Source organism: Opitutales bacterium (genome assembly GCA_013215165.1).
Classification (GTDB): domain Bacteria; phylum Verrucomicrobiota; class Verrucomicrobiia; order Opitutales; family JABSRG01; genus JABSRG01.
The window spans coordinates 38,660-61,091 of sequence record JABSRG010000014.1; the positions used below are offsets into that span (position 1 = coordinate 38,660).

General features: G+C 50.9%; 26 protein-coding genes, 1 tRNA gene and 1 pseudogene. 15 read left to right on the forward strand and 13 right to left on the reverse strand.

Features of this window, described 5'->3' with window-relative positions; genetic code table 11:
- Positions 1–29: 29 nt before the first annotated feature.
- Positions 30–1,499: a CoA-acylating methylmalonate-semialdehyde dehydrogenase gene (locus tag HRU10_04510; GenBank protein NRA26494.1), complete on the reverse strand. Its 1,470-nt coding sequence runs from the start codon at positions 1,497–1,499 to the stop codon at positions 30–32.
- 100 nt (positions 1,500–1,599) lie between these two features.
- Positions 1,600–2,652 carry an NAD(P)-dependent oxidoreductase gene (locus HRU10_04515; GenBank protein ID NRA26495.1) on the reverse strand — a complete coding sequence of 351 codons (1,053 nt, stop codon included), beginning with the start codon at positions 2,650–2,652 and terminating at the stop codon, positions 1,600–1,602.
- Between the two features lie 63 nt (positions 2,653–2,715).
- On the opposite strand from HRU10_04515, the gene HRU10_04520 reads away from it, so the two are divergent.
- Positions 2,716–3,744, forward strand: coding sequence for a LacI family DNA-binding transcriptional regulator (locus tag HRU10_04520; protein NRA26496.1), 1,029 nt, complete (start codon positions 2,716–2,718; stop codon positions 3,742–3,744).
- Positions 3,745–3,889: 145 nt separating this feature from the next.
- Here the strand turns inward: HRU10_04520 and HRU10_04525 are convergent, their stop codons facing one another.
- Positions 3,890–4,249 (reverse strand): hypothetical protein, encoded by a 360-nt coding sequence (locus HRU10_04525; GenBank protein ID NRA26497.1) that lies wholly within the window; start codon positions 4,247–4,249, stop codon positions 3,890–3,892.
- A gap of 536 nt (positions 4,250–4,785) precedes the next feature.
- Here HRU10_04525 and HRU10_04530 point away from each other — a divergent pair.
- Entirely contained in the window at positions 4,786–5,088 is a 303-nt protein-coding gene (locus HRU10_04530; protein ID NRA26498.1) for a nucleotidyltransferase domain-containing protein, read from the forward strand.
- Position 5,089: 1 nt separating this feature from the next.
- On the forward strand, positions 5,090–5,419 hold the full coding sequence (locus tag HRU10_04535; protein ID NRA26499.1) for a DUF86 domain-containing protein: 330 nt from the start codon (positions 5,090–5,092) through the stop codon (positions 5,417–5,419).
- Positions 5,420–5,494: 75 nt separating this feature from the next.
- Here the strand turns inward: HRU10_04535 and HRU10_04540 are convergent, their stop codons facing one another.
- Positions 5,495–5,917 carry a hypothetical protein gene (locus HRU10_04540; GenBank protein ID NRA26500.1) on the reverse strand — a complete coding sequence of 141 codons (423 nt, stop codon included), beginning with the start codon at positions 5,915–5,917 and terminating at the stop codon, positions 5,495–5,497.
- A gap of 123 nt (positions 5,918–6,040) precedes the next feature.
- On the opposite strand from HRU10_04540, the gene recA reads away from it, so the two are divergent.
- The 3 genes from recA to mnmG all read left to right on the forward strand — a co-directional run bounded on the left by recA (position 6,041) and on the right by mnmG (position 10,709).
- Positions 6,041–7,096: a recombinase RecA gene (gene recA, locus HRU10_04545; protein NRA26501.1), complete on the forward strand. Its 1,056-nt coding sequence runs from the start codon at positions 6,041–6,043 to the stop codon at positions 7,094–7,096.
- Positions 7,097–7,470: 374 nt separating this feature from the next.
- Entirely contained in the window at positions 7,471–8,832 is a 1,362-nt protein-coding gene (gene mnmE, locus HRU10_04550) for a tRNA uridine-5-carboxymethylaminomethyl(34) synthesis GTPase MnmE (protein ID NRA26502.1), read from the forward strand.
- Positions 8,829–10,709, forward strand: coding sequence for a tRNA uridine-5-carboxymethylaminomethyl(34) synthesis enzyme MnmG (gene mnmG, locus HRU10_04555; GenBank protein ID NRA26503.1), 1,881 nt, complete (start codon positions 8,829–8,831; stop codon positions 10,707–10,709). The genes mnmE and mnmG overlap by 4 nt, the downstream gene beginning before the upstream one ends.
- Here mnmG and HRU10_04560 read toward each other — a convergent pair.
- Positions 10,706–11,179 (reverse strand): hypothetical protein, encoded by a 474-nt coding sequence (locus tag HRU10_04560; protein NRA26504.1) that lies wholly within the window; start codon positions 11,177–11,179, stop codon positions 10,706–10,708. The two genes, mnmG and HRU10_04560, sit on opposite strands and share 4 nt — an antisense overlap.
- Positions 11,180–11,613: 434 nt before the next feature.
- Here HRU10_04560 and HRU10_04565 point away from each other — a divergent pair, with 434 nt between their 5' ends.
- The 8 genes and pseudogenes from HRU10_04565 (at position 11,614) to HRU10_04600 (ending at position 17,509) form a co-directional block, all read left to right on the forward strand.
- Complete coding sequence (locus tag HRU10_04565) at positions 11,614–12,318, forward strand: response regulator transcription factor (protein ID NRA26505.1); 705 nt, start codon at positions 11,614–11,616, stop codon at positions 12,316–12,318.
- Between the two features lie 14 nt (positions 12,319–12,332).
- Complete coding sequence (locus HRU10_04570) at positions 12,333–13,622, forward strand: PAS domain-containing protein (GenBank protein ID NRA26506.1); 1,290 nt, start codon at positions 12,333–12,335, stop codon at positions 13,620–13,622.
- Positions 13,623–13,653: 31 nt separating this feature from the next.
- Positions 13,654–14,253: a tRNA (guanosine(46)-N7)-methyltransferase TrmB gene (gene trmB, locus HRU10_04575; protein ID NRA26507.1), complete on the forward strand. Its 600-nt coding sequence runs from the start codon at positions 13,654–13,656 to the stop codon at positions 14,251–14,253.
- A gap of 118 nt (positions 14,254–14,371) precedes the next feature.
- A pseudogene (locus HRU10_04580) lies at positions 14,372–14,984 on the forward strand (DJ-1/PfpI family protein).
- A 236-nt stretch (positions 14,985–15,220) separates the two neighbouring features.
- On the forward strand, positions 15,221–16,060 hold the full coding sequence (locus tag HRU10_04585) for a hypothetical protein (protein NRA26508.1): 840 nt from the start codon (positions 15,221–15,223) through the stop codon (positions 16,058–16,060).
- 127 nt (positions 16,061–16,187) lie between these two features.
- A complete protein-coding gene (locus HRU10_04590; GenBank protein ID NRA26509.1) occupies positions 16,188–16,862 on the forward strand; it encodes a nitroreductase in 675 nt (224 codons plus the stop codon).
- A gap of 112 nt (positions 16,863–16,974) precedes the next feature.
- Positions 16,975–17,250 carry a type II toxin-antitoxin system prevent-host-death family antitoxin gene (locus HRU10_04595; GenBank protein NRA26510.1) on the forward strand — a complete coding sequence of 92 codons (276 nt, stop codon included), beginning with the start codon at positions 16,975–16,977 and terminating at the stop codon, positions 17,248–17,250.
- The gene (locus HRU10_04600; protein ID NRA26511.1) at positions 17,240–17,509 is read left to right on the forward strand and encodes a Txe/YoeB family addiction module toxin; all 270 of its coding nucleotides are present in this window, start codon (positions 17,240–17,242) and stop codon (positions 17,507–17,509) included. Before HRU10_04595 ends, HRU10_04600 begins: the two co-directional genes overlap by 11 nt.
- A gap of 210 nt (positions 17,510–17,719) precedes the next feature.
- On the opposite strand, the gene HRU10_04605 is transcribed toward HRU10_04600, so the two are convergent.
- From HRU10_04605 to HRU10_04625, 5 genes are all read right to left on the reverse strand, one after another.
- Positions 17,720–18,220 (reverse strand): 50S ribosomal protein L9, encoded by a 501-nt coding sequence (locus tag HRU10_04605; protein NRA26512.1) that lies wholly within the window; start codon positions 18,218–18,220, stop codon positions 17,720–17,722.
- A gap of 35 nt (positions 18,221–18,255) precedes the next feature.
- On the reverse strand, positions 18,256–18,720 hold the full coding sequence (gene ssb, locus HRU10_04610) for a single-stranded DNA-binding protein (GenBank protein NRA26513.1): 465 nt from the start codon (positions 18,718–18,720) through the stop codon (positions 18,256–18,258).
- 49 nt (positions 18,721–18,769) lie between these two features.
- Entirely contained in the window at positions 18,770–19,069 is a 300-nt protein-coding gene (locus HRU10_04615) for a 30S ribosomal protein S6 (GenBank protein NRA26514.1), read from the reverse strand.
- Complete coding sequence (locus tag HRU10_04620; GenBank protein NRA26515.1) at positions 19,066–19,650, reverse strand: aminoacyl-tRNA hydrolase; 585 nt, start codon at positions 19,648–19,650, stop codon at positions 19,066–19,068. Before HRU10_04620 ends, HRU10_04615 begins: the two co-directional genes overlap by 4 nt.
- Before the next feature lie 62 nt (positions 19,651–19,712).
- Positions 19,713–20,267 (reverse strand): 50S ribosomal protein L25, encoded by a 555-nt coding sequence (locus tag HRU10_04625; GenBank protein ID NRA26516.1) that lies wholly within the window; start codon positions 20,265–20,267, stop codon positions 19,713–19,715.
- Positions 20,268–20,488: 221 nt separating this feature from the next.
- Between HRU10_04625 and HRU10_04630 the strand changes: the two genes are divergently transcribed.
- Positions 20,489–20,563, forward strand: a tRNA-Asn gene (locus HRU10_04630).
- Positions 20,564–20,722: 159 nt separating this feature from the next.
- Here the strand turns inward: HRU10_04630 and HRU10_04635 are convergent.
- From HRU10_04635 to HRU10_04645, 3 genes are read right to left on the reverse strand one after another with little or no spacing between them, the layout of a single operon-like run.
- A complete protein-coding gene (locus HRU10_04635) occupies positions 20,723–21,661 on the reverse strand; it encodes a HipA domain-containing protein (protein NRA26517.1) in 939 nt (312 codons plus the stop codon).
- Complete coding sequence (locus HRU10_04640) at positions 21,661–22,017, reverse strand: HipA N-terminal domain-containing protein (GenBank protein ID NRA26518.1); 357 nt, start codon at positions 22,015–22,017, stop codon at positions 21,661–21,663. Before HRU10_04640 ends, HRU10_04635 begins: the two co-directional genes overlap by 1 nt.
- A complete protein-coding gene (locus HRU10_04645; GenBank protein ID NRA26519.1) occupies positions 22,014–22,253 on the reverse strand; it encodes a helix-turn-helix domain-containing protein in 240 nt (79 codons plus the stop codon). Before HRU10_04645 ends, HRU10_04640 begins: the two co-directional genes overlap by 4 nt.
- Positions 22,254–22,432: the final 179 nt, after the last annotated feature.

Genomic DNA, 22,432 nt, shown 5'->3' on the forward strand with positions numbered 1-22,432 from the left:
AGCTGCTCGGCATCCTCATTCATTATCCATTACCACCCCAATTTGCGGACATAATTACTATCCCAGCGCGAAAATACTACCTTCTGGCGGGTGTAAAAACGAACACCTTCCATACCTTGAACGTGCAGATCGCCGAAGAATGACTGGTTCCAGCCAGAGAAAGCAAACTGGCTGATCGCTGCTGGAACCCCCACATTGACTCCGATCATACCGCAGGGAGCTTTCCTAGCGATTTCACGAGCGGCACCTCCGTTGCTTGTAAAGATGACCGCGCCATTGCCATAGCCACTCAAGCTCATCCATTCGATTGCCTCGTCCAGAGATTCTGGCCGCCCTACGGAGAGAATCGGACCAAAGACTTCGTCGCGTGCCAAGTTCATATCGGGTGTCACGTGATCGACGATGGTCGGGCCGACGAAGAATCCTGAATTGGGCAGCCCTCGGCGACCGTCAGAAGCGAGCTGAGCTCCCTGTCCGGCAAGGTTTTCGATGGTGTTGAGCAGACGTTCTCGAGCGGCTCCATCGATAACGGGGCCCATGTCACTGTCAGGATTAGAATCCGTGGGCAAAATCTTAAACTTGTCAGCCATATCAGAAAGGCGATCTACAATGCCTTGCCCTGCCTGTTCGAGGCCGAGAACCACGGAGCCCGCCATGCAGCGTTGGCCAGCACAACCAAACGCCGCACCTGCAATAGCACGCACTGTGGATTCGGGATCCGCGTCGGGCATAACAATCATCACGTTTTTTGCGCCGCCAGCAGACTGTACGCGCTTACCATGGGAGGTCCCCGTGGTGTAGACATGTTTGGCAACGCGTGTCGAGCCGACGAAACTGATTGCTGAAATGTCAGGGTGTTCGCACAGAGCATCTACCGCTTCGCGGGCACCCTGAACGACGTTGAGTACCCTATCCGGCAGGCCTGCTTCTTTGGCTAGCTCTGCCAAGCGATTCGCAGTTAAGGGCGTCTTTTCACTAGGCTTCAGGACGAAGGTGTTACCGCACGCAATGGCTAGGGGAAACATCCACATAGGTACCATTGCGGGAAAATTGAATGGGGTGATTCCCGCGCAGACTCCAAGCGGTTCATAGGTCGATGCCCCGTCCATGGTGCTCGCAATTTGAGGTAAGGTTTCGCCCTTGATTAAATGCGGGATACCGCAGGCGAAATCTACGACTTCGATGCCCCGACGCACATCTCCTTTGGCTTCTGGAAGGGTTTTACCGTTTTCCTTCACAACCAGGCCTACGAGTTTAGAAAAATGCTCTTCTAAAAGCGCCTTGTAGCGGAAAAGAACGGTCGCGCGCTTGAGCACAGGCGTGGTGCTCCATCCGATAAATGCGTTTTTCGCTGACTGAACCGCTTGGTCGATCTCTTGGCGGCTCGAATGCGGAGTTTGGCTGAGGATTTCACCCGTCGAAGGATTGTAGACCGGTGTGTGTTGGGTGGCGTTGGAGGTTATCCACTCGCCGTTGATGTAGGAAGGAGTGATTGTCATGTCCTTTTTATTGAGAACTAATGGGTTCAGGAAAGCGGGTGGTGTTTATTAGATTTGATGCGTTGCCTTGTAACTGAGACGAATCGGGCTATCTCCGATTCTAGAATGAGCCGTCGCGTTCGTCGTAGTGAGTCGGCTTGTGGTGGAGAGGCATGTCGCGTTGGAGCCAATCGGCGTTCCAACGGATCATCGTATCCAGGTCTACCACGGGGTCGCCGAAGAGATGATGGACTTCGCTGTTGTCATTATGCCAGGCATCCGACTGTTCCTCTCGCTGAAAAACAGGGTCGCAGCCAAAAATTTCACCAAACTTATGATCCACTTCGCGTATATGAGAGGTGTGGGGGGCTCCGATATTAATCGCCGTGGCTGGAGTGGTTCCATGGCAAAGGCAACGGAGGATGTGAGACGTAGAATCTCCTTGCCAGATCACGTTGGCCACACCGGTCCGGATATCTATGGGCTCTTTAGCGCGGACTTTAAGGGCAACATCCATGAGTACTCCATAGCGGCAGTCTATGGCGTAGTTGAGTCGTGCGAGGCGGCCAGGGCTGTTGGTTTTTTCCGAAAAATACTGGAATACACGTTCTCGCGCTACGCAGGAATTTGGATACTCGCCAACGGGAGTGGGTAGGGTATTTTCCGGGCTCGCCCCGGGGCCATCTATTGAGGCGAAAGGGTAGACACAGAGCGTTGAGAAAGCCACAAAGCGAGTACCGGCAAACTGTTCGCCAATGTAGGTGGGGACCACCGCGTTCATGGCCCACGTAAAGGGCTCCAAACCGGCCGTCCCAAATTTTTTGCCCGCCATGTATACCACATTAGATACTTTAGGTAGGGCGGCTACGGCCTCGCGGTCGAGTAGGTCGCAGGTGATGGTCTCTACGCCAGCGGCTTCTAAACGTCGTTTGACCTCAATGTCGCTAAAGCGGGCCACACCAATGACTCTTTTCGACGGTGCTGCTCGTTTCGCCATCATAGCCAATGTCGGACCTACCTTACCTCCAACACCAAGAACTAAAATATCGCCCTCGAGTTTGGCGAAGTCGTCCACTAGGCCTTGTGTAGGCATCGAGAGTAAATCCTCTAAGGCATCTACCGAGTCGAAGTGAGCGGGAAGATTGTGTGTAGAAATAACAGGAATTTTTGCCATCTTATTTGAAACTATCATTTCCACCTTGATTGAAAAGCGGCACTAAATGTATCCTGATACATTATGAGCGAAAAGCGCTTGCCCGGACATCGCGAGATTGCAGCAGCCTGCGGTTTTTCCACTGCGACGGTCAGTCGAGCACTGGCTGGGCATCCGGGGGTGCGTGAGTCGACGAAGCAGGCTGTGCAGAGAGCAGCGCGCGCACTTGGCTACCAAACGGATCCTCGCATGGCCGCTCTTAGCCAAAGACGTTGGCAGTCTGGGCGATCTTCGGGCACGGTTAAGATATTGGTCTTGGTCGATAGCTTTACCTTTTCTGAAAAGAATGCTCCAAAATTCGCCGTCTTGAATGAAGCTGCCACTGGCTATGGGTATGAGCTTGAATACCTCGTCGCTGAAAAGGTGATCGGGCAAGGCGCGCGAATAACACGAGAGCTCGTTTCTAGAGGAATCAGAGGCATCTTGGTGAACGTCCATAGAACTGATGTCTTACCCGACCTCGCTTGGAACGAGTTCTGTGTCGTGATGGTAGGCGAAGAGCACCCGGATTTGCCCTTTCACCGCGTGGGAACCAACTGGCGCCAGGGCTTCGACTTGGTGACAGCTGAGATGCGCCGCGTCGGCTGTTCTGTGGGCTTTTGTATTGTCCGCTACGGTGTGGAGCAGGGGGTTATTGGAACAGAATTGAACCGTTTAGTCTTGTCAGAGGCGCTCCTGCATCGAGAAGAATTTTCTGCCGCGGGATATGGTGATGCGCCTTTATTTCGATTTGATACGGAAGAGTCTGGTGTGGAACAACGCTTCCGATCGTGGAAGGAACAGCATAACATAGACGTGTGCCTGTGTAATAATTTGGAGCCACATTATTGGTTAGAAAACATGGGATCCGAAATTCGAAATCAGACGAAGCTGTATGCATTTCCCTTGTCACAAGAGGCGGCCATTCTGGGCATTCCTGGATGTGATCTGAACCTGGGAACAAGAATATCTGAAGGGCTACGTTTGTTGCACCAGAGCCTGCTATTGGATGACCGAGGACATTCCAAAGTGCCTAAGACAGTTTTAATTCCCGTGTCTGCGATTGGGTTCTGACACCTGCCGTCTTTGAGTGACAGCTATTTTGGGACAGAGCATGAAACTCCGAAAATGTGTTCTACATGGAACATAAGCAAGCCCCCGGTGCGATCGAACGCACCGGAGGCTTTAGTACCCTGTTGCTTGTTGTCTCCCTAAAATTCTATAGACCGTATTCCATCGCTGGGGGAAGGGGTAAGTCGCGTGGATCATCCAGGGTCAAGTCTACGGAACTGATGGACGTGCTAGAGCTCGGCGCGGCTGGAGCGATTGAACCGTCGAACCCATATTGCTCGTCCGTGGAATTAGACCCGAAAGCAAATGCTGCTGTTGTCAGTGTGACAGCGAGGAGGGCTGCGACACCGCGTCTGATAGATTTGCGAGCATAGATCTCATTAAGCTTTTGATTGAGGAAGGTTTTTTGGAATCGTTCACGATCCAACAATGGGTGACCAGAGATCGGTGACTCAGATTGAGCAATAGAAGATGTGTTTCTATGTGATGCGGTATGGCAGGTATTCATGGCAGTGAATGGGTTAGCAGGTTAGGTATTGATGATGGTGAAAGAATACCTCACCTCACCGCCTTTTGTTATCCAGCGTTCCGCGTAAACGTGTGCGTAATTTCCCGTATTTGTTTTGGGGAAGTGGTGTATTCTTCTTTAGATCCCTACTCCTGAGGGCATTCCAGTGCTACTGTGGTTACCGGGCTCTATGGCCACGGGTGCGGCTTCAATGTAGATAATAAGGAACGCATGGGAGACTCCACAAAGATTGGAAGCAACCTTTCAAATTGGGAATTTAGGCTAATCCTACCGGGTCTGATTTCGATCGATGTCAGCAGTCCGTGTTAGTGAGAACCTCCTATCTGAAACGGCATCGGATAAGGCCGCTTTCCCGAGAGTGCCGAATTCCAGACGCAAGATCAATCCATAGCGAAGATCACTGTCGTCATGTCTTTCCCAAAGAGAGACTGTTTTTGACATCAGTCGAAATCACATCCGAGCATACTCGCCAAAAATAAATTGAAGCATCTCAGTAATCGATACATGCTTTTCTAGTGGTTACAATCGAGCAGCTAAAAAGGGTTATTTCACCTTTGTGCGAAAAATACGAAATAGCGTATGTGGATGCTTTCGGTTCTATTGCGCGATCGGAACAGACCCAACAAAGCGACATCGACTTAATCATCGAGTTTTCAGAGCCTCGGAAAGATAGAATTTCAAGGCGCTTTTTTGGTTTCCTGCACGATGTCGAAGATCAGTTTGATAGCAGGGTTGATCTGCTTACAGAAAACTCGATCAGAAATCCATTTCTCAAAGAAAAAATAGATCAAGACAGAATTAGAATCTATGGTGATTGAGATTCAGAAGTGGCTATTTGATGCCCATGATGCTTCTCAAGCTATTTGCGAGTTCTTGAAGGGTAAGGAATTTACAGACTACACTTCTAATTTACTGCTGCGCTCTGCAGTTGAAAGACAGTTTGAAATTTTAGGCGAGTCCCTAAAGAGAATCCGAGACAAGGACGAAGCGTTTTTAGAGACTTCAATAGTGGGTTGGCGTGGGGCTATATCATTTAGGAATATTTTGGCCCATGGCTATGACCATATTGAAGAAAGCATTGTGTGGGGAATCATCGAGAATGATCTGCCCGAGCTTATTAGAAGTATTCAAAAGCATCTGAAGAATTGAGCTGGTTAGAATGAATGATTTTCTCTGCGAATTCTGACAGAGCAGGGGCAAATTCTATCATTACACAGCGTTCGCCTAATCCAAAAAATCAGGGCGTCTTTGAAACAATACTGCCGGTGGCTGCATTAGAGTGAGGAAAATCAAAGTGCCCTCAAACCCGGGTACGCCCAAGCGCTCGTCTCGTTCAGCAGCCGCCATGTAATCGAACATCACGGAAATCACCATTACGAAGACGAAAGCGATACAGCACACACACAAGGTCCCAAACGCGGATTTCCACATCTTACTCTTCTTAAATTGAGCAAAAGGTAACATCAGCATGATTCCCAAGATGACAATGAAGCCAGAACGTAACCAGTGGGGCCAACCCGCGGCACTGCCTACGGCTAATGATGTCCATGGACCCCACAATGCGTAAAAAAGTCCGAGTAAAAAACCGGCTCGGCGGGCCCAAATAACACCGGGATTGACAGTAGGATGGTGGATTGCGTCGCTCACGCTTGAAACCTGACTGATATCGCAGATGAATCAAGCCCAGGTAATGTGAACAAGTTTTCACTATTTTTGACTTGATATCCCATTGAGGCAACGCACCGTGTGGCATCAAGAACACCACGCAGTATGTCAGCTAAATCAATTTCCAAGAACGAAAACCCTCAGAAAGCCCTAGATCTGGCCTTCTCAGCAATCAACAAACAATTCGGCGAGGGCGCCTTGATGCGCTTGGGCGATGCATCAAAGCTACAGGTAGAATGTATTTCTACGGGATCGATTGCTTTGGATTTGGCCTTAGGAGGCGCTGGTTTGCCGCGAGGGAGAATATGCGAGATCTATGGCCCAGAGAGTTCCGGTAAAACGACTTTTTGTCTCAGCTTGATTGCAGAGGCGCAAAAAAACGGCGGAACCGCAGTCTTTATCGACGTCGAACATGCCCTAGATCCCCGCTACGCCAAAGTCGTTGGCGTGGACGTGGACAACCTGATGGTGGCACAGCCAGAGAGTGGCGAAGATGCACTCAATATTGCCGAGCAGTTGATCCGCTCAGGCGCCGTCGATGTCGTAGTCGTCGACTCGGTGGCTGCCCTCGTATCTAAGACTGAGCTCGATGGTCAGATGGGTGACACCACCGTGGGTCTTCAGGCGCGCATGATGAGCCAGGCGATGCGCCGTCTCACTGGTGCGATCAGTAAGACCAGCTGTGTCTGCGTCTTTACCAATCAGATCCGCGAGAAAATCGGTGTGATGTTCGGTAATCCCGAGACTCAGCCGGGAGGCCGCGCTCTGAAGTTTTTCGCATCAGTGCGCATGGACATCCGCCGAATTGGGCAAATTAAAGAGCCATCTGGTAAAGTAACAGGTAACCGGACCCGCCTCAAGGTGGTCAAAAACAAGATCGCTCCGCCTTTCACAGAGTGTGAATTCGATATCATGTATAATGAGGGTATCTCTCAGACAGGCTCCATTCTCGATCTCGGTCTCGAGCACAAGATCTTGGAAAAGAAAGGGGCCTGGATTTCCTATAAGGGTAACTTAATCGGCCAAGGCCGCGAACAGGCGAAAAACCATTTATACGAGACACCCGAACTCATGGCGGAACTTCGCGAGAAAATCCTCGAAAAGGTCAACGTGAGCGTGGGGAAGGTCTTAGCCAAAGGCGAAGAAGACATTGCAGAATAATAGGGTCCCTGTATTCGTGTGTTTTTAAGCGACAGGGTCTTCTAGACCCTGGAGAGTGTAACGAACTGAATTTAGGTGCAATTGAAACAACGAGGACATCTCCCCAAATGCCTCTCGTGTAGTCGCCCCGCTCTGTCGGGGCGCAGACCGTTGTTCTGTTCAGACCATAGTGGCGAGCCGACAGAGCGCCTCATCGACAACTGCTAATACCGATAAGCGATAGCGAGTAGTCGCTCTTTTCCGCCAGGTAACTCGTCGACGACTCTCTCTGAATAACAAATCGTAATACTCCCCATCCACTGAATTGACCTGCGGCCAAAGACCTTTCTCTCCTTCTGGCTTTCATCTGCGATCTGCATGCGTAGGGTCAGCGGATGGATTTTGAAGATAGCATCGTGGCTTTGGCGACTCCGCAGGGGGAGTCTGCGATCGCTATGGTGCGGCTCACAGGGCCATCTGTTTTTGAAATCGCTTCGGGTAGCTTGGGTTGGACTGAGCGGCGCGGTGTGCGTAAGAATGTGTATGCGTCTTACCAAGATGTTGAGAATGAAGTCTTGGATGATGTTGTTTACTCTGCCTATGGCGGCCCCGCCTCTTACACAGGCCAGGATATGCTGGAGATCAGTTGCCATGGAAGCCCGTTCATTGCGCGTAAGATTTTGGATGATTGCGTCGCACGGGGTTGTCGGTTGGCGGAGCCAGGTGAATTTACACAGCGGGCTTTCCATTTTGGAAAAATGGATCTGAGCCAGGCCGAGGCAGTCATCGAGCTGATTCATGCACGCAGCGAAGCGGCACGTAAAGTAGCCCTGAGACAAGTGGGTGGGGGAGTGACCCGACTTGTGAGTGAATTAACCGAAGAGTTACTGGGCATCCTAGCCCACCTTGAAGCCTACATCGATTTTCCTGAAGAAGACCTCCCTACTGAGGATACTGCCGCACCCCCTGCGCGGATTGTCTCGCTCAGAGAGAAGGTCGGGACTCTTTCCAAGACGAGTCGCTACCGTTCCCTGTTTACCGAGGGAATCCAAACCGCTTTTGTCGGCTCACCCAATGCGGGTAAAAGCAGTCTCTTGAACGCGTTTCTGGGAGAAGAGCGTGCCTTGGTGAGCGACATTGCAGGAACGACACGGGATTATATCCGTGAGCAGTTCAATCTTGGGCCGTTCAACATTCAGATTCTCGATACTGCGGGTTTGAGAGATCAATCGAATGATACGATCGAGGAGATGGGTATGCGTCGCACGATCGAGCAAGCTAGCCGCGCTGACTGTATCCTTTGGGTGATTGATGGGGATCGGCCCGATTGGAGTTTGCCCGACCAACACCCAGATATTTTTTCCTCACAGTTTTGTTATGCGTTGATTAATAAAGCAGACCTGGAGACGCCTGTGGTGCCAGAAGGCATACAACAGAGTTTTAAGCTATTCTCTGTTTCCGCGGTAAGTGGTGCGGGCTTGGATACTTTTCAGGCTGCTTGGCTGAATGACCTCGAGTCGAGTTTGCCCGACCTATCGTCACAGTCTGTTATTGTGAGCGCACGGCATTCAGAGGCTCTGGATACCGCCTCGGTTTCATTGACAGCAGCACACGCAAAATTGCTGAACCAGGAGCCGACAGAGTTGGCTGTAAGCGATTTGAGAGAGGCTCTAGAAGCGTTCGGTCGTATCATTGGAGAGGTGGATAATGAGCGTATGCTCGACCAATTGTTCAAAACCTTCTGTATTGGGAAATGAAGCGAGGCTTTCATTTTGGTAAAAAGCACGAACCTTACGATGTGATCGTCTGTGGCGGTGGGCATGCGGGGTGCGAAGCGGCATTAGCTGCGGCGCGGATGGGAGCTCATGTGCTCCTACTGAGCGGAAATATCGATACCATCGCTCAGATGAGCTGTAATCCGGCGATTGGCGGCCAGGCTAAAGGCCATATGGTACGAGAAATCGACGCTTTGGGCGGTGAGATGGCGATGAATACCGACCTGACTGGGATCCAGTTTCGACTGCTCAACGCCTCCAAAGGACCGGCCGTACAGGCCCCGCGCGCTCAGTGTGACAAAAAAGCTTACCAGTTTCGTATGAAGCACCGTATCGAGCTACAGCAGAATCTGTTTCTCTTCCAAGCTATGGTGACTGGCTTGATTTTTGAGCAAGATCGAGTGGTAGGGGTGCGGACGAACCTAGAAGTCGATTTTTTTGGGAAAACCGTCGTTGTCACTACAGGGACATTTCTCCGCGGTCTCATGCACGTGGGTAAGAATAAAAATGAGGGTGGGCGTATGGGGGATTTTACTGCCAAGACCCTTTCTACCAGTTTCACCGATGCCGGGATCGAATTACAGCGTCTCAAGACAGGCACACCCCCACGGATTTTAGGCAGCTCGATCAACTTTGATAAACTAGAAGAGCAGTTCGGGGACAAGGAACCGACGGTATTTGCTTTCCACGATACACGTGATGATGGCGACCCATTGTATGTCGAGCGCCCTGGACAAAGTGGGGTGGGCTGGATGCCGGGCACAGATCAGGTGTCGTGTTGGATCACCTACACTAACGATCGCACTGCCGAGATCATCCATAGCAACCTTCACCAGTCGGCCATGTATGGTGGAGAGATTGAAGGCGTGGGCCCCCGTTATTGTCCGAGCATTGAAGATAAAGTGGTGCGCTTTGCTCACAAAGACCGCCATCAGCTCTTCCTGGAGCCTGAAGGGCGTCACACCGACGAATGGTATATCAACGGCATCTCCACGAGTTTGCCATTCGATGTCCAGGTATCGATGCTTCAGTCTGTAGAAGGGCTGGAAGATGTGGTCCTGATGCGTGCCGCTTATGCTGTCGAATACGATTTTGCACCACCGACGCAGTTGTTCCCTAGCTTGGAGTCAAAAAAAGTGGAGAACCTCTTTTTCGCGGGGCAGATCAATGGGACGTCCGGCTATGAGGAAGCCGGGGGACAAGGGCTCATTGCGGGCATGAACGCCGTTCTCAAAACACGTGATCAGGATCCTGTTGTTTTGGGTCGCCATGAAGGTTACATAGGAGTCTTGATCGACGATCTGGTGACCAAGGGCACACAAGAGCCCTACCGCATGTTCACTTCTCGTGCTGAATATCGGCTGCTGCTGAATCACCACAGCGCTGAGTTGCGCCTTTATCATCACGCACGTCATTGCGGCTTAGTCGATAATGCACGACTGGAGCGCATGAAGGCTAAGATCAATGATGTTGAAAACTGGGTAAATAGACTCAATAGCGATAAAGCTAAGGGTGGAACCTGGGGGGACGCAATGCGCCGTGGTGAATCTCAGGAAACTCTACCTGAGGCATTTAGAAGCCTGCCGCAGGGAGTTCGCGATGAAGTCCTCTATCGCGTCAAGTATCAGGGCTATCTCGATCGCGAACTGCGTACAATAGAGAAGCTCAAACAGATCGAGCACGTCAAGATACCTGATGATTTTGATTACGGCACCATCAAGGGAATGCGCGCAGAGAGCGTTCAGAAGCTCAGGCAGATCGAGCCCAAAACACTGGGGCAAGCCAACCGAATCAGCGGCATCAATCCAGCAGACATCAGCATTCTGATGGTCATGCTCGACGCCCGAAAACGGCGTTAAATGTTCGTTTCTGGGAGGTTTTCCAGATCGTCTTTGTCCTTGTATCGGCCTGCTGCTCGTTTGGCCTCGCGAAGCATACTCAGTCCAAGGAACCGTATTTCGATACTGCCGATGGATGTGGTCTCAGCGGTTTCGAAACTTGTTTGGAAATCGATTCCTTTTACCTGAGTCAAAATGTCGATTGCCAGGGGTGGTTTCCCGAAAGTGAATACGTCTGTCGTGTCAGTGCATAGGAAATTTCTGAGTGAAATCGCAGTAGTCGGTAGACCAAAATGCTTAAAAGCTTCGTTAAGCCTTTGATAATTGGCCTCTGTTTGCCGAACCCAGATATCTAAGTCTCCAGTCGTCCTGGAGTAACCATGCAAAACAACTGCGTATCCACCTACTAAAATGTAATCGACTCGTGATTGGTTCAGCGCTTCGAGAAAGTCTACAAAATCTGGCCAGAATACGCCTTCAGTCTCTGGCATGGTCACGCCTCCTTAAACCCGAAAATACCTTCTCCATTTTCGGGGTAGAATTGCCCAGGCCGTATGCGGATCGCATAAGCATAAGAAACACCTCACCATGCTCTTTTGGGCTTAGCTTTCGATAGTGGGCCTGATGATCTGCGGCACTCTTAAAAGTGTTTATCGAGAAAGCAGATTTATCCATGTGCATGCTTAGACCGTAGACGGCTGTTCCAAAGCCTGCCAGAGAATTTGTGCATGCAATCTGTGATCCCAAGTGATGCATTGATATGTTACAGCTGGATCATTGTTCCGTTACGGAAACATGTCAGCCACTCCATCAGTTCTGTAACAATTTGATAATCAGGAGTGATAGGTGTGTACTGCGCGCGTGAGGCCAGGCCTTTGTTTCCGGTTGCGTGCTGATTTGGGTCTGTTTTCCTGTGATACTCGTTATGACAAACAATCCCAACTCAGGAAAGCGGATCTTGGTCATCGATGATGAACCCGATGTCACTGAACTCATAGGCTATAAGCTTGAGCAGGAGGGCTATACCGTGGATGTGATGCAGGACCCGCTTTTGATCATGGGTCGTGCTCGGGATTTTCGTCCGGATTTATTTATTTTGGATATTATGATGCCCGAGCTGAACGGCCTTCAGATTTGCCGGATGATTCGGGCGGATTCGACACTGAAGAACGTGCCGATCATTTTCCTCACTGCGCGAGGCGATACCGAAGACCGCATTACTGGGCTAGAAACGGGCGCTGACGATTACATTTCTAAGCCTTTCAATGCGAAAGAGCTTATCCTTCGTATCCAGTCTATCTTTAAACGTATGGGAAGTAACGAGCCGCGTGCGTCTTCACGTATTGAAGTTGGCTTGGTCGTCGTCGACGATGAGCTCCACCGCGTGACGGTTGATGGAAGGCAAATTGAGCTTACGGCGACAGAATTTCGGTTGCTCAAGCTTCTTATGGAGCGCAAAGGCCGGGTCCAGACTCGGGAAAATCTCCTCATCAATGTGTGGAATTATGATTCCGACATTGAGACCCGCACGGTCGATACGCATGTCCGCCGTCTGCGAGAAAAACTCGGAGAAGAAGTCAACATTATCGAGACGGTGCGTGGGGTGGGTTATCGGGTTATTGACCGATAGCAATTAGCAATATCATGGGCGGACAGGCGATTTGGGTCCTCATCAGTGGCATACTGGCAACGGGCGTTTTCTGGTTTTGGTGGCAGCGCCGCTCACTCTTGCGCCAGGTAGATCAATTGTGCTCCGCTATCGACTCACGTCGTAATTCATTACTGTCCCGGCGTGCCCATCCTTCGATTCAGCGCCTGTTTTCCATAGCTGTCCAGCTTGTCGAAGACCATACACAGTCTAACCAGGCTAAGTCCGATCACCTGACCCAGATCGAGACGACCTTTGGTAATATCCAGGAAGCGGTGCTCATCCTTAACGCTTCCAACTACATTGTTTTGGCCAACCAGTCGGCGCGCGATCTTTTGGCAGCTGGCCGCTCGGTGAATGGGCGCCGGCTCGAACGTGTTCTACGCAGTGCCAGCTTTTTGGACTACGTGAACCGTGTTAAAGCCGGCCAAAAACTTCCCCGTCAGGAAGTTGAAGTCAGCCAAGACAAGCGTCAGTTCTGGTTTGAGGTCTCTGGAACCGTCGTGACCAATGCTGTGGACGACGAGCGCATTACTTTATTCGTCCTTCATGATATCACGCGTTTGCGCCAGTTGGAGAAAATGCGCAAAGAATTCGTGGCAAATGTCTCTCACGAGCTGCGCACACCCCTTACGGTCATCAAGGGTTATAGTGATACCCTGGTTGAAGATCATGATAGTCTCGATGCGGAGGCCCGTGGTCGTTTCCTCGAAAAAATCCAGAAGAATGTGGAGCGTCTCCATCTCTTGATAGAGGATCTGCTCACGATATCTCGCCTAGAGAGTAATCCTGAGCATGTGCGCCGGAGTTTGGCTAACCCGGCTGATATTGCGCGTGAGATTCAGGATACCTTCCAACGCCGTCTCGAAAACGAAAACCAGAGCATTGAAGTGGATGTCGGCTCCGATGTGCCAGATGTGATGATCGATGCGGTTAAGGTCTCACAGGTTTTCGAAAACTTGGTGGAAAATGCTTTCCGTTACGCCGGGGAATTTAAGCGCATCGTGCTCTCCGTGAGTCTCGATCGAGAGCGCAGCTTGATCGTATGTTCTGTCGCAGACGATGGCGTGGGGATTCCCGAGCAGGACCAATCCCATCTATTCGAGCGCTTTTATAGGGTCGACAAAGGCCGTAGCCGTGATCGCGGGGGCACCGGACTGGGGCTGAGCATCGTGAAGCATATTGTTCAACTCCATGGGGGACAGGTTTCCTTGGATAGCGAACTCGGTAAGGGCTCGACCTTCACCTTCACTCTACCTTTAGAACAGCAGCTCGTTCATCATTGAGCCGTATGTCTATGTGCGCTGAATTGTCCGGATGATGGACGAAGCTACCCGCCAGCGACTCGCAGAAGAAAAAGCCCAGCGCCAACAGGTCATGCGTGATCGCCTGGCGGAGGCATTTCCAGGGCAGGATGGGATCACTCTGGAGATAGGCTGTGGCCATGGGCGTTGGCTAGCGAGTTTCGCCGAAGTGCATCCGGAGCGACGGTGCGTGGGGATCGATCTCATCTCTCGCCGGATTCGTTTTGGTGAGGATAAGCAATCAAAGCGTGCCCTCAGCAACGTGTTATTCCTCAAAGCGGAATGCACAGAATTCATTGGGGCCCTGGCTCCACAATGGCAGCTCGACGATTGTTTCATGCTTTTTCCTGATCCTTGGCCCAAAAAGCGCCACCATAAGAAACGCATGGTTCAGGATGCCTTTCTGAGTCAGTTGCGCCAGGTGATGAAGCCCAGTGGCCGCTTTTACTTTAGAACCGACCAAACGGATTATTTTGCATGGACGGAAGAGAAAGTGGAAAAACATCCCGACTGGTCCCTAGCAGTCGACGCTCAGTGGCCGCATGAACACAGCAGCTATTTCCAAGATATCTTGCCTGATTTTCAGTCCCTATTGGCAGTCCCGCAGGATTGAGGATATATACCAGACAGTTGTAGGGCGATGGCGAGAGCAATTGCTGGATAGCTGCTCACGCGCACCTTCGTATTTATTCTATTGTCAGAAACGCCATTTCCACCTTCTTGCTAAAAGGATGAAGCCGCTCATCGGAACTATCATCTTCGAAGGATTCGAGCTTTTGGATACTTATGGTCCGCTGGAACTCTTCCTCATCATTCCAGATCTTTTTGAATCGGTTGTCCTAGGGAAATCGACCGGGGAAGTCAAAAGCAGCCAAGGTCCGAGAGGTGTCGCTGAGCAGAGTATGCAAGATGTCGACCGTGTGGATATATTACTCATACCCCGGAGGGTTTGGAACACGAGCGCTCGTTGAAGATGAGGCATTCCTAAAAGATTTGAAGCGTTTGGCAGCGACGGCCGAATATGTCTGCAGCGTGTGCACCGGTGCTGGTGTATTGGCCAAAGCAGGTATTCTGGACGGCAAGAACGCGACCACGAATAAAGCGGCTTGGACTTGGCCTACGTCTCAAGGGGAAAAGGTAAACTGGCTTCCCGAAGCCCGGTGGGTCGAGGACGGTAATTATTTCACGTCTTCAGGTGTATCCGCGGGAATGGATATGGCCTTAGGATTGATTGAGCGCATTCACGGAAGAGAGACCAGCCTAGAGGTGGCGAAAGCTGCCGAATACACCTGGCACGAAGATCGCGATGTAGATCCGTTTGCTAGGATCCACGGACTGGTTTAGTCCCGTTGTTAGAGGAACTTTAGGGCGTCCTTAACGAAGACAATAGAAATTTATCCGCGAATGGACGGTAATGAACGCGAATTCTAATGTATTGCGGCCAGCGGCAAATGACTGCTGGGCTAGTCCTGTGACCGCCGGCGAGCGTCGGGCTCACTCGATTTCGATGGATAGCGCACCTGCATTCCCGCGCCGTATTGTCCCTTTCTCAGAAAAACCAGTTGAAGCATTTTAAAACTATGAGAACAGATATCTTCAAATACACAGTCGCGCGCTCGTTACTCAGATTTATACCGGTATTTTTTCTGGGTTTAGCCCTCGGTTTTATTCTCTCAAATAACGGCCCTAGTGTTTCTGAGGGTTTTGATGGGCTAGAGCACGACAAGGGCAGCGTGCCATCACTGGAGACCACTGAACTGGATCCCATAAACGCAGGAGATCCTCCTGCTGACGCATCAGAGAGCTCAACTGAAGCGGTTATGTGGGAAGCCAGCGCTTCAAAGGCTTCAAGCTCAACAACAACGCTTTGGGAAGAGCGCGCTAACCTGTCTATTCCGCGAGAGGTGGTCGACGGTATGAAGATCCAACTCGTGGACGAAGGTTTGCAGTTGAGTCCTTCGATGGAGGCGCTCTTAGACCTTAATCAAAATGATTCACGCCGCGTGCAGGACGTCATAGATGGGTTTTTCGACCGTATGAAAAATATGGAGCTCGAGATCACCGAGTCCGGAGATTTTGATGAAGCATCGGGCAGTATTACCTTCTTTATCCCAGCTCTGGAGGAAGCGACACAGATAGAACTTCAGGAGTCATTACAATCTGAGTTGATAGCCGTTTTAGGAGAGCCGCGCGCCGAATTCTTTCTCCGTCATGGCCAAAATGAACTGAATCGGTTTACCGGATATTTTGGGAGTCGAAACCGGCAACTCACTTTCAAGCTCGGTGATGGAATAAATAAGATTGAGACCTATGTTTATAGAGGTGACGACCCCCAGTCAGGCGCTATGTGGGGTCGTTATTATCCGGCCGATCAAGTTGCTCCCCGCTATAACCACTTGATGCAGATTGTGGGAGAATAAGGCTAAGCACGCAGGTCCAGCCGTGCACTTGGATCTAGGGGATCTACGTTTTCTTTGATAGAGGTAATGGCCGACTGATTGGTGATCCATGTTGACTTCGATACCCGCTACGATCCGCTTCGTAAAGATGAATAAGCCTCCCGAGTTTGATGCATCGGTTTTTGAACATGTCGCAGATGTCGTTAAGCGGCGTCGCACCTTGAAAGTCTTGGGTGATTTCGAAGCCCCGAGGCATATCGATCCTAAGTTGGCGGCAGAGCATCAGTCGTCGGTGTTGGAGGCCTTATATTTGGCGGGGCAGGCTCCCTTTCACTACGACCGGGGTGCCGATGGAATCGCCGAGCTTTGGCGGGCCTACCCCATGTGGCATCCGCAGTGTCGGGAGCTCGCTGAAGTCTTTCATGATTGGTTCCCAGATGCAGGTGTGACCAATAAGCTGCCGAGTATGTTGGTAGGTTGCGGGGCGCTTGTTCTCATTACCTGGTTGCCACAGTTTCGTGATCGCGAGGTGCTTACCGCAGCGCAGGTGGCGATGGATGACGAGCACCTCGCTGCTGCGTCGGCCATGGTGCAGAACCTCCTTCTGCTCCTGACCGCTAAAAATATGGGGACTTATTGGTCGGGCGGAGGACAGCTGGGTTCGGCGCGGTGCTTTGAACAATTCGGCATCTCGAAAACTGAGAAACTCCTCGCGGCCGTGTTTATTGAATACCCGGAAATGCGTCAGGAAACTATCGAGCGAAAGCCCGGCAAGTTACGGGATGCTCGATGTAAGGATTGGGTGCGTGTGCTTGGAGTTTAGACGCCTTCCTAAAAATCGGAGAACCGCTCTCACAGACACCCCAGGACGGGGATTTTGCTGTTAGGTTGAGTGATCTTGACAGTGGCCTTAAGTTGTACAGGTTTTCTGTACTATGGAATCTACATATACAGAGACAAGAAGTAATTTTGCCGATATGTGGGATAAGGTGATTGATCATCGAGAACCATTGATTGTTCATCGCCGCGGGGCCGAGGATATCGCAATGCTGCCCGCAGCGGAATTATCGAGCTTGCAGGAAACAGCGCATTTGTTGAGATCGCCCAAGAACGCCCAGCGTTTACTGGCGGCTTTGTCAGCTTCGATGTCTCAAGAAGGGGAAGACATCACTCTCGATGCATTAAAAGCCCAATGTATCGATGAGCGATAGCAGCTACACTTGTGTCGTTCAAAAGCAATTTCGTGAAGATCTAGAAGCATGGGTGAAGCTCGACCGGAAAACTGCACTCAAGGTGCTTTCCATTGTGGAGGAGGTATTGAGAGATCCGTTTTCTGGTAGAGGAAAACCTGAGCCCCTAAAGTATTTACCCGGCAATGTTTGGTCACGTCGGATCACCCAAGAAGATCGGCTGGTTTACAGGGTCTATGGGCAGACGGTCGATTTCCTTCAGTGTAAATATCACTATTGATAGGAAGAGAACCGAATATCTGATTGGTGCTAGAGCACCTTGCGCGAGTTTTGTCTGGTTTCGTCTGGGCAATGGGTCACGTCAAAGCGTGCCGCGCCAAGACAATGGCTAAAACACTGTCTCGGGCCATTCAACATCGACACAAAAAAACCCCACGGCGACTGCCATGGGGTTTTTGAAAAGAATTGTTAAGCCTTTTGAAGCCTAGCCTTATTCAGCCTGAGCAACTGTCTCTTCTTCGGCCGCTTCCTCGATTGGGTTTTCGGAAACGATCTCGAAGGTGAGTTCAGCTTGGGCCTGAGCGTGCACTTTGATGGTCGTGCTGTGCTGGCCGAGGGTTTTAACCGGGGCGTCGAGGGAGACCTTTTTCTTGTCGATCTCGATGCCACTTTCGGCGAGCTTTTCGTGCAGGTCGCCAGCTGTGATGGCACCAAACATTTTACCGCCTTCGCCTGTTTTGACTGCGAAGACAATGCTGGTGCCTTGGATCTTGTTGGCCAAAGCTTGCGCTCCTTCGAGTTCCTTGGCTTCGCGTTCAGCACGGCGGACACGGAGAGCGTCCATTTGCTTGCGGTTGGCCTGGGTCATGGGGATCGCCAGCTTGCGTGGAATGAGATAGTTGCGAGCATAGCCGGGTTTTACGACGACTTCTTCGCCTTCGGCTCCGAGGCCTTCGATAGGCTGGAGGAGGAGTACTTTATTTGCGGGCATGGGTATACCAAAAGTTTGTCAGTGTGTGGAACCGATCAGAAAGGGACATCATCTTCGATGTCTTCGACCGGCTGTGAGGTGCGTGTGTTCTGGGAGGGCCCTGAACTGCGGCTAGGTGGTGATACGTCTTCGTAGTTTCGGCTTCCGCCCCCGCCGCCACCAGAGCTTTCGGTTCCGCGGGGCATGAGTTGGAAGTTTTCTAAGACGACGGAAAGTTTACTGCGTTTTTCTCCGTTGGATTCCCATTGATCGAGTTTTAGGCGTCCTTCCACGTGGAGCAGGGAGCCCCGACGCGTGTACTTGCTCAGTGTTTCTGCTTGTTTACCAAAAGCATCAAGATCGACGAATGTGGTTTCATCACGGTCTTCGCCCGCTTGGGTGCGGAAGCGACGGTTGAGAGCCATGCCGAACTTACAGATGGTGAGGCCGCCTGGGGTGACGCGCACTTCTGGGTCACGAGTCAGGTTGCCGAGCAGAATTACTTTATTGAAAGAAGCCATGAGCGGGTTCTTTGAGAATCGATGGGGAAATGCAAGAGTGAACTAACGTTTACAGCGATTGAACGATGATTCGGTTCACGCGGCGATCCAGGCGGACTTTTTCCTTCATATCTGCAGGAAATGAGGGCGCTGCCTTAAGGTCGATCTGCACGTAAGTTCCCTCGGGGAAGTTGCGGTCAGTGACGCGGACGAACGGCTGGACGCCGTGGTTGGTTTTTTCGATGATCTCGGCGCCGAGTTCAGAGGCAAATCCGGCAAACTCGCTGAGGAGGTCGTCGGCAGATGTCTCGAGCCCGCGGGTGTCGAGGATCAGAGAGGCCCGATAGCTTCGGGTATCAGTAGTGCTCATGATTTTGGTTTTTGATTGAATTGGCTCATCGTGGCTTCTGGGCCACGTTGGATCAGGCTGTCAATTGCCTGAAGGTAGTGATCGTAGTGTGCTTCGATCTGCTTCCGATCGCTATCGCCGAACTGGCCTAGGACGTAATCGGCTAGGTCCATGTCTGGATGTGTTTTGGAGCCAATGCCAATGCGGACACGGACGAACCCGTTTCCAAACCGGCTGAGAATATCTGCCACGCCATTATGGCCTCCGGCGCTGCCCTGCATCGATAGTTTGATACGAGCCAAGTCGAGCGTGATGTCGTCGTAAACAACGGCAATTTGCTCAGGGAGCCATTTAAAATAGCGCGCCAGGTGCCCGATCGATTTGCCGCTGCGGTTCATAAACGTCAGCGGCTTGATCAGGGTGATCTTCTGGCCATCCATGGACACCTTAGACACGAGAGCCTCGGCTTTTTTGTTCTCCTTGAAGCTGCCATTGTGGCGTGCTGCGAAGAGATCAATCAGCTCGAAGCCTATGTTGTGGCGGGTTTGTACGTATTCTGGTCCCGGATTTCCAAGGCCAGCGATCGCACGAACCGGATGCATGATGCAAAGAACAAGAAAAGCGGTCAGGGGTTCAAGCTCACCGCTGAATTAAAGAGAAAGGGTTAGCTGGCAGAAGTGACGGCCAGAATCACAGAGGCGGGATCACCCGGATATTTTACGCCTTCGAGAGCAGGAAGCTGTTTGCGGTGTAGCATTTCGCCCTTTTTCAGGTCGGTCACATCGACTTCGATCGCTTCAGGAAGGTCCTTCGGGTTGCAGCGGATGGTCACATTTTTAACCGACACATTTAAAACGCCCCCTTCGGTTTTTACTCCGTAAGCAACGCCCTTGGTGCGGATTGGCACCTCGACGGTCATGACCGTATTTTCGTCTACCTCATTGAAGTCGACATGGATGAAGCGGCGTGAGATGGCGTCGAGCTGGGCGTCCTTGATGATGGTCTTTTTGGAAGAGTCGCCATCGTTGATTTGAATGAACGCTGCGCTGCCAGCAATATCGAGGTAGAGCTTTTTGAAGTCACTCTCGCTGACTGAGAGACTCGTGTTACCGGACTTGCCATAGACAATCGCGGGAATACGGCCTGAGGCACGTAAACGCCGCGAGCTCCCGCGACCTGCGGCCTCTCGTTTCTGTACGTTTAGTGTAAGTTCTTTCATGATGTATGAACATCCCTCGTCATGAGGGAAAGCCTTCCAACCTGATGTCTTGCACGCTTCTGGCAATCATCAAATGCCTTAAACACGCGAAAACTACGAGTATGACGCCCAAAACCATTGACAAGGTGGAAGCCATGCACTTGCTTTTGACATCCATTACTCAGTGGCTCAGCGGGATTAATCACTCAGCTTCTTAGTCTTCTTTCTAACTTTTCAACTTTTGCCCAGTAGCTCAGCGGTAGAGCAGGTGACTGTTAATCACTTTGTCGCTGGTTCGATCCCAGCCTGGGCAGCCAATTTCAGTTTCGGCAGGAGTCACGTCCTGACACACTGTTTCGCACTTAACCTCCTAATAACCAGGAGTTTTTTGTTTCCGCAGCCTGCGCGTTTGTGACAGCGCATGACTGCGAAAATTATCGTTTCTATGAATTTTTAGGTTATCGCGCTTTTTTCGTTTATATCGATCTCCAGATCCTCTGTGCACGATCAGATAAGATGTCCCAATACTCGGCTTTTCGGCTGTTTGAGAGGTAGCTTCTTGCGATCAAGTCTTTGAAAGTCGGCATCGCCGATTCCAAGTCACTGAGGATATTCGTGACTTGTTTTTCAGATAGCTTGAGGCGTTCACGGCAGAAATAATTGAGCCAGACTTTTCGTGTGAGGTTCTTCTTTTTGCCGTTTAAGGGTAAAGCGCTTTCTTCCTGAGCGTTCTCGAGAACGAGCGTTGTATTCAAAAGATCATACGCTGGCGTTAAAGAAACGACGCCGTCCTTCACCCAGACCGAAAAGTTCTTCAGGTGCATGTCTTCATTGCCTGTAAGGAAGCAGAATAAAAGACGCTTTGCTAATTTGGGTTTTTCAATCGCTGGGAAGGTGCAGAACGTATCGACCAATTGGGCGATCCGTTCCAGGGAACTATCATATTTCGTTTCGCGGGTTTCAGATGAGATTTGAGCAAAGTCTTCTACGTGAACTTTTCCGGAGCGCCCTTCACGGTCATAGCGCTTCACGAAATAAACCCAACTGTCATCGTGCGCACGCAACAATCCATGAGCGGGAACATCAATGCCTGCGGCTGCAGCCATGCTCATTGTCAGCGCTTCATTTTCTGGCACTTGTTCAAAAGTTGGCGGGTTGGGTTTAAGGATAAAACGTCCTCCGCGATCTACCAATGAGAGGGATGCGTCCTTTAGGCTCAAAACTGCCGAAAGTTTAGGCTGAACACCTTGGATAGACATTTTGTCGGAACGTTTTCGCGCTTCTTTTAGCTGCTCTTCGTAGGAATAGGCGAGCGTGCCCAGATTGGTGAGCTTGGGATGAAGACGCTTTAATCCAGCTTCAGAATATGTGCGCCCTTCAGGCAGGGCCTCTAAGGTGATCGGGCAGTAAGACATCACTCGACCTCTTCAGTATTCACAGCCTTTGCGCGTTTCACGGAAAGCGAACCAACAAGATCTCTGCCGACCGTGATCAACTGCCTAAAGTAGTCCTTTCGGTCAATCTTGTGCGTTTTCAAAAGCGCCTCCAATTGTGTGCCCTCAGGCAATAAACCATCAAAGACGGCTGGAAATTCTTTGAAGATATAAGGCTCGGCCTGAATCGGAAGCGTCAATGAAATTGGAATGCCCCCAAAGGTATCTGTATATTGAAATGCCCAGCTGCCGTCCTGCTTTTGATACAAGTATCCGGCCAGAGCCTTAGCCTGAAAGACCTCAGCCCTTGGCAAAGCTGCATTGTTATCCTGACTCATTCGGACGTCTCCAGAGTTCGTTTCCAGTCGTCAATCAATGGACCTACAGGTTCGAGCTCGATATTCAGGATAGTCAGAACAGAGGACAGATGCTCCCATACTGTTCGTCCCTTACCAGCCTCCAAATCCTGAACTACAGACCGGCTTATGCCCGATAGCTCTGCTAAGCCGACTTGCGTCAGGCCAGCTTTCTTCCGGTGAAAAGTTATCAAATTTCCAAGTTCTTCAGCACGCATGATATATCAGTCAAAATCCTCTTACTTGGGCTATAATCTCACGAAGAAAGATCAAAATCAATATTTTGCATGATATAAAAAGCAAATACACAGAAATCGTTGCACAGCCATCCCATAAGGCCTGATGGCGGAGATCAGGGGTGAGTATTGATCGGCTGTAGCGGTTGATCGTGTCTATT